The 4,037-nt window shown below is 67.7% G+C and carries 5 protein-coding genes; 2 read left to right on the top strand and 3 right to left on the bottom strand.

The genetic code is table 11. From position 1 onward, the window contains the following. On the bottom strand, nucleotides 1-225 hold a 225-nt coding region (locus tag ADBZ6K_RS26230), incomplete at its 3' end, for a hypothetical protein (protein WP_526352249.1). On the opposite strand from ADBZ6K_RS26230, the gene ADBZ6K_RS26225 reads away from it, so the two are divergent. Further along, the gene (locus ADBZ6K_RS26225) at nucleotides 215-1,132 is read left to right on the top strand and encodes an antibiotic biosynthesis monooxygenase (RefSeq protein ID WP_526352247.1); all 918 of its coding nucleotides are present in this window, start codon (nucleotides 215-217) and stop codon (nucleotides 1,130-1,132) included. The two genes, ADBZ6K_RS26230 and ADBZ6K_RS26225, sit on opposite strands and share 11 nt — an antisense overlap. A gap of 36 nt (nucleotides 1,133-1,168) precedes the next feature. Here the strand turns inward: ADBZ6K_RS26225 and ADBZ6K_RS26220 are convergent, their stop codons facing one another. Together ADBZ6K_RS26220 and ADBZ6K_RS26215 are read right to left on the bottom strand one after the other, a co-directional pair. Continuing rightward, nucleotides 1,169-2,383, bottom strand: coding sequence for a metal-dependent hydrolase family protein (locus tag ADBZ6K_RS26220; RefSeq protein WP_526352245.1), 1,215 nt, complete (start codon nucleotides 2,381-2,383; stop codon nucleotides 1,169-1,171). Nucleotides 2,384-2,389: 6 nt separating this feature from the next. Further along, on the bottom strand, nucleotides 2,390-3,040 hold the full coding sequence (locus ADBZ6K_RS26215) for a M15 family metallopeptidase (protein WP_526352243.1): 651 nt from the start codon (nucleotides 3,038-3,040) through the stop codon (nucleotides 2,390-2,392). A gap of 59 nt (nucleotides 3,041-3,099) precedes the next feature. Here ADBZ6K_RS26215 and ADBZ6K_RS26210 point away from each other — a divergent pair, with 59 nt between their 5' ends. Then, the gene (locus tag ADBZ6K_RS26210; protein ID WP_526352241.1) at nucleotides 3,100-4,005 is read left to right on the top strand and encodes an NAD(P)-dependent oxidoreductase; all 906 of its coding nucleotides are present in this window, start codon (nucleotides 3,100-3,102) and stop codon (nucleotides 4,003-4,005) included. The last annotated feature ends 32 nt before the right edge of the window (nucleotides 4,006-4,037 follow it).

The following is a 4,037-nucleotide window of genomic DNA, read 5'->3' as shown; positions in this document are numbered from 1 at the left end:
CTGCGGGCCCTGATGGCCCGCAGCCGCGGCAACGACGACGACTATCGTGAGCTTACGCATCGATATCGCGTTATGGCGGAATCGCTTGGATTCGAAGGCCATGTCGCCATGGCCGATGCAATGTAGCGACCCGGCAAGGAGATCGCATGACCCTTGGGTTTCGGAGTCCGGCCCCGGCGTTCCGATCAGTTTTGCAACGACCGGCCGGATCACGTTGAACGCCATCGCCATCTCGATTTTTCACCGGGCGCTTGCCCCAGAGGTTTTCGACGCGTGGCTGCCCGATGTGCGATCCGCCGCGGAGGCCTCACCGGGATTCGTTGCCATCACCGCATCCAATCGCCATGACGCACCGATGGATTGGGCGATCGCGGTGACCTTCGAGTCCGAGGACCGGCTGCACGAGTGGCTGGACGGGGAGCGCTGGAAGTCGGTGATGCGGCGCGGCACGGAACGCGGATTGCTTCGGCTCGCTTCGGATCTGGTGATCGTCGATGGTTCGGTGATGCCCACCGGCGTGGGCATCGTGTCCTCCAGCGTGGCCGAGGGGATGGAGACCGATTTCCATGACGCGCACCGCCGGCTGACGCAGGTGGCGTCCGAATTCGCCGGATACGAAGGTACGGCGGTCTTTCCGGGCGCGCCGGGCCAATGGTGGTCGCTGATCCGGTTTCGAACCGAACCCCAACTGTCGGCATGGCTGCAGTCGCCGCTGCGCACTGAGGTCCTGCCGGATGTGCGGTCGAGTCTGGAGCGGGACTTCTCGGTATTCGCCCAGACCACCCCGTTGGGCACCACGGTGCGCAGGGTGAACGGCAGGACTGCGATGACGCCCAGCTGGAAGACCGCGATGCTGCTGCTGATGGTCCTATACCCGATGGTGATGCTGCAGTCGAAGTTCGTGGCGCCGATATTCGGCAGACTGGGTATGGAGCAATGGCTGTCGGTCTGGCTCGGTCAGGTGCTCATGGTCGGGTTGATGCAATGGTGGTTGATGCCCACCGTGTCGTCCTGGTGCCGCCGCTGGCTGGACCCGATCGACGGCGCCGGGCTGCGAATCAGCCTGCGCGGCGCCGTGATCGCCGTCATCGTCTACGTCGTGTCATTGACGGTATTCGGGACTGTCGGGTGAATCCCAGAGGACGCCTGCTCAGTACTTCTTCACTGTTCAGTACTTCTTCACGATGGCGCCCGCCTGGATGACGGCGTCCAGCCGCGTCTCGGCCAGCACGTCGATGTCGAGCAGCGGATCGGCGTCGGTGACCACGAAGTCCCCCACCGCGCCCGCGGCGATGACCCCGAGTTCGCCGTCACGCTGCAGCAGCCTGGCCGCGGTCACCGTCGCGCTGCGAATTACGTCGATCGCAGGCATCGCCTCGGCCCGGATGGCGAACTCTCTGGCCTGGTGGCGATGCATCCCGCCAAGCAGGTCGGATCCGAAGACCACGTTGACGCCGCCGTCGACGGCCTTGCGCAGGGCACTCATTCCACCGTCGAGCACGGCTGAGACCTTCTCCCAGCTGCCTTGCGGCAACCCGAAGTCGCGACCCTCCTCCATCAGCGCCCAGTAGGTCACCAAGGTCGGGGTGAGGAACGCGTCGTGTTCGAGGAACAAGTCGATGGACTCGTCGTCCAGCAGATTGCCGTGCTCGATGCCGCGAACGCCTGCGAGCAGCGCGCGGTTGATGGCGCGGCCGGTGTAGGCATGGGCGGTGACGTAACGGTTGGCAGCAGTGGCTTCCTCTACCACCGCCTCGATCTCGGCAACCGAGTACTGCGTCGAGTCGATGCGGTCGGTGGGCGACGCCACGCCGCCGCTGGCCATGATCTTGATGTGGTGGGCGCCCTTGCGCAGTTCGTCGCGCGCGGCCCGGCGGACCCCGTCGACACCATCGGCGATCCGCCCGATGCCGGCGCAACAGTAGTGCTCATCGTGGGCGTGTCGGCCCCTGGACCTGGTGTCGGCGTGCCCCCCGGTCTGCGTCAGCGCCTTGCCGCAGAAGAACACCCGCGGGCCCCGCAGCAGACCCTCGGCCTGGGCGTCGTGGATTCCGAAGTCGGCGCCCGCGGCGTCGCGCACCGTGGTGAAACCTCGGTCGAGCATCCCGCCCATCACCTTTGCGGTGCCGAAGGCCACGTAGTTGGGTGACCATTCGGTGAGCGCGGCCAGATCCGCCGTGACGGCCGTGACGTGCACGTGGCAGTCGATGAATCCCGGCAGCACATACTTGCCCGCGGCATCGAAACGCGGGAAGTCGGCAGGCACCGACCCGTCACCGACCCGGTGGATCACACCGTCGCTGACGGTGATGTCTGCCCGCTTGTACTCGCCCGCCACGACGTCCAGATACCGCGCGTTCTCGATCAGCAGGTTTGCGTGCACGGCAACTCAGTCCGGTGCGTTGACAGGGACATCGAGGAACGGGCGAGGGTCGGCAGCGCCGGGGCCGTCGAAGTGCCACCACTCACCCAGGTACACGGTGAACCCGCCGGCAGCCATCGCCTCCCGCAGCCGAGCCCGGTTGGCTTGCGCCAGCGGGCTGACGCCCTCGGTCGCATAGGCCAGGCTGCGCGGCGTGAAATCGTCGTGGTCGGTGCCCATGTCGACGAGTGCGCCGCCGCTCGCGATGGTCACGTCGACGGAGCGGCCGGCCTCGTGGCTGCGGGCGTATGGCCCCGGACGGGCGACCCACGCCGGATTCGGCACCGCCTGGAACATCTCCACCTGGACCTCGTGGGGCCGGTAGCAGTCCCAGAACACCAACACGTCGGGGCGTAGCTCCTCGGCGGCAGTGGCCAGACCCTCGGCCAGCGACTCGTGCACCAGGCATCGCGCGTCGGCCGGGTACAGCGGCCTGCCGACGAAATTGTTGGCCGTCGCATACCTCAGGTCGATGATCGCGTCGGGCACCGCGAATCGAACGTCGATCAGGCCCGCCGACGACGCCGAGGGAACCGGCGACGCTCCCGCCAGGCCATGGCTACCGCACAGGGTGCCGCATGCGACGACTGCTGCGGTCAGGCCGGGACGTAGGACCATCCGCTCATGATGGCCGACGCCGGGGCGACTTGCACCGATACGCGGTATGAGTGGGAACTATGAAGATCGGATTCATCGGACTCGGCAATATGGGCGCGGCGATGGCGCTCAACCTCGTCAGGGCCGGCCACGAGGTGACGGCCTACAACCGCTCCCGGGAGAAGGTGGATGCGCTCGCCGCGGAGGGGGTGCGCCCGGCGGACACGGTCGCCGACGCCTGCCGCGGCGACGCCGTGATCACGATGCTGGCTGAGGACTTTGCCGTGGAATCCGTGACGTTCGGCGTCGACGGCATCCTCGCCACCCTGCCGGCCGGCTCCGTCCACGTCTCCTCGTCGACCATCAGCGTCGCGCTGTCGGAGCGTCTGGCCGCCGCCCACGCGAAGGCGGGCCAGGGTTTCGTCGCCGCGCCCGTATTCGGCCGTCCCGAAGCGGCCGCAGCCGCCAAGCTGTTCGTTGTGGCCGCGGGGACGGCCGCCGCCGTCGAGGCCGTCTCCCCCGCTTTCGTGGCGATCGGTCAGCGCACCTTCGTCGTCGGAGACGAACCGAGCGCGGCCAATCTGGTCAAGCTAAGCGGCAACTTCCTCATCGCGTCGGTCATCGAGGGTCTCGGCGAAGCGATGGCGCTGGTGGGCAAGGCCGGGGTGGACAAGCTGCAGTATCTGGAGCTGCTCACCTCGACGCTGTTCGACGCGCCGGTGTACAAGACGTACGGCGGGCTGATCGCGCGCGAACAGTTCGAGCCCGCGGGGTTCGCCGCACCGCTCGGCCTCAAGGACATCCGGTTGGTGCTGGCGGCCGGTGAGGAACTCGAGGTGCCGCTGCCGATCGCCAGTCTGCTTCGCGACCGTTTCCTGGCGTTGCTGGCCACCGGCGGGGGGCATCTGGACTGGTCGGCAGTGAGCCGCCTCAGCGCCTGGGAGGCGGGGGCGGCCGGACCGGTGCCATCAGACCACCCCGCGTAGCCCGCCCGCCCCACCCCCGGCTCGGACAGCTG

Source organism: Mycobacterium sp. (assembly GCF_044223235.1).
Classification (GTDB): Bacteria; Actinomycetota; Actinomycetes; order Mycobacteriales; family Mycobacteriaceae; genus Mycobacterium.
This window is presented reverse-complemented; position numbering and strand designations above follow the sequence as displayed.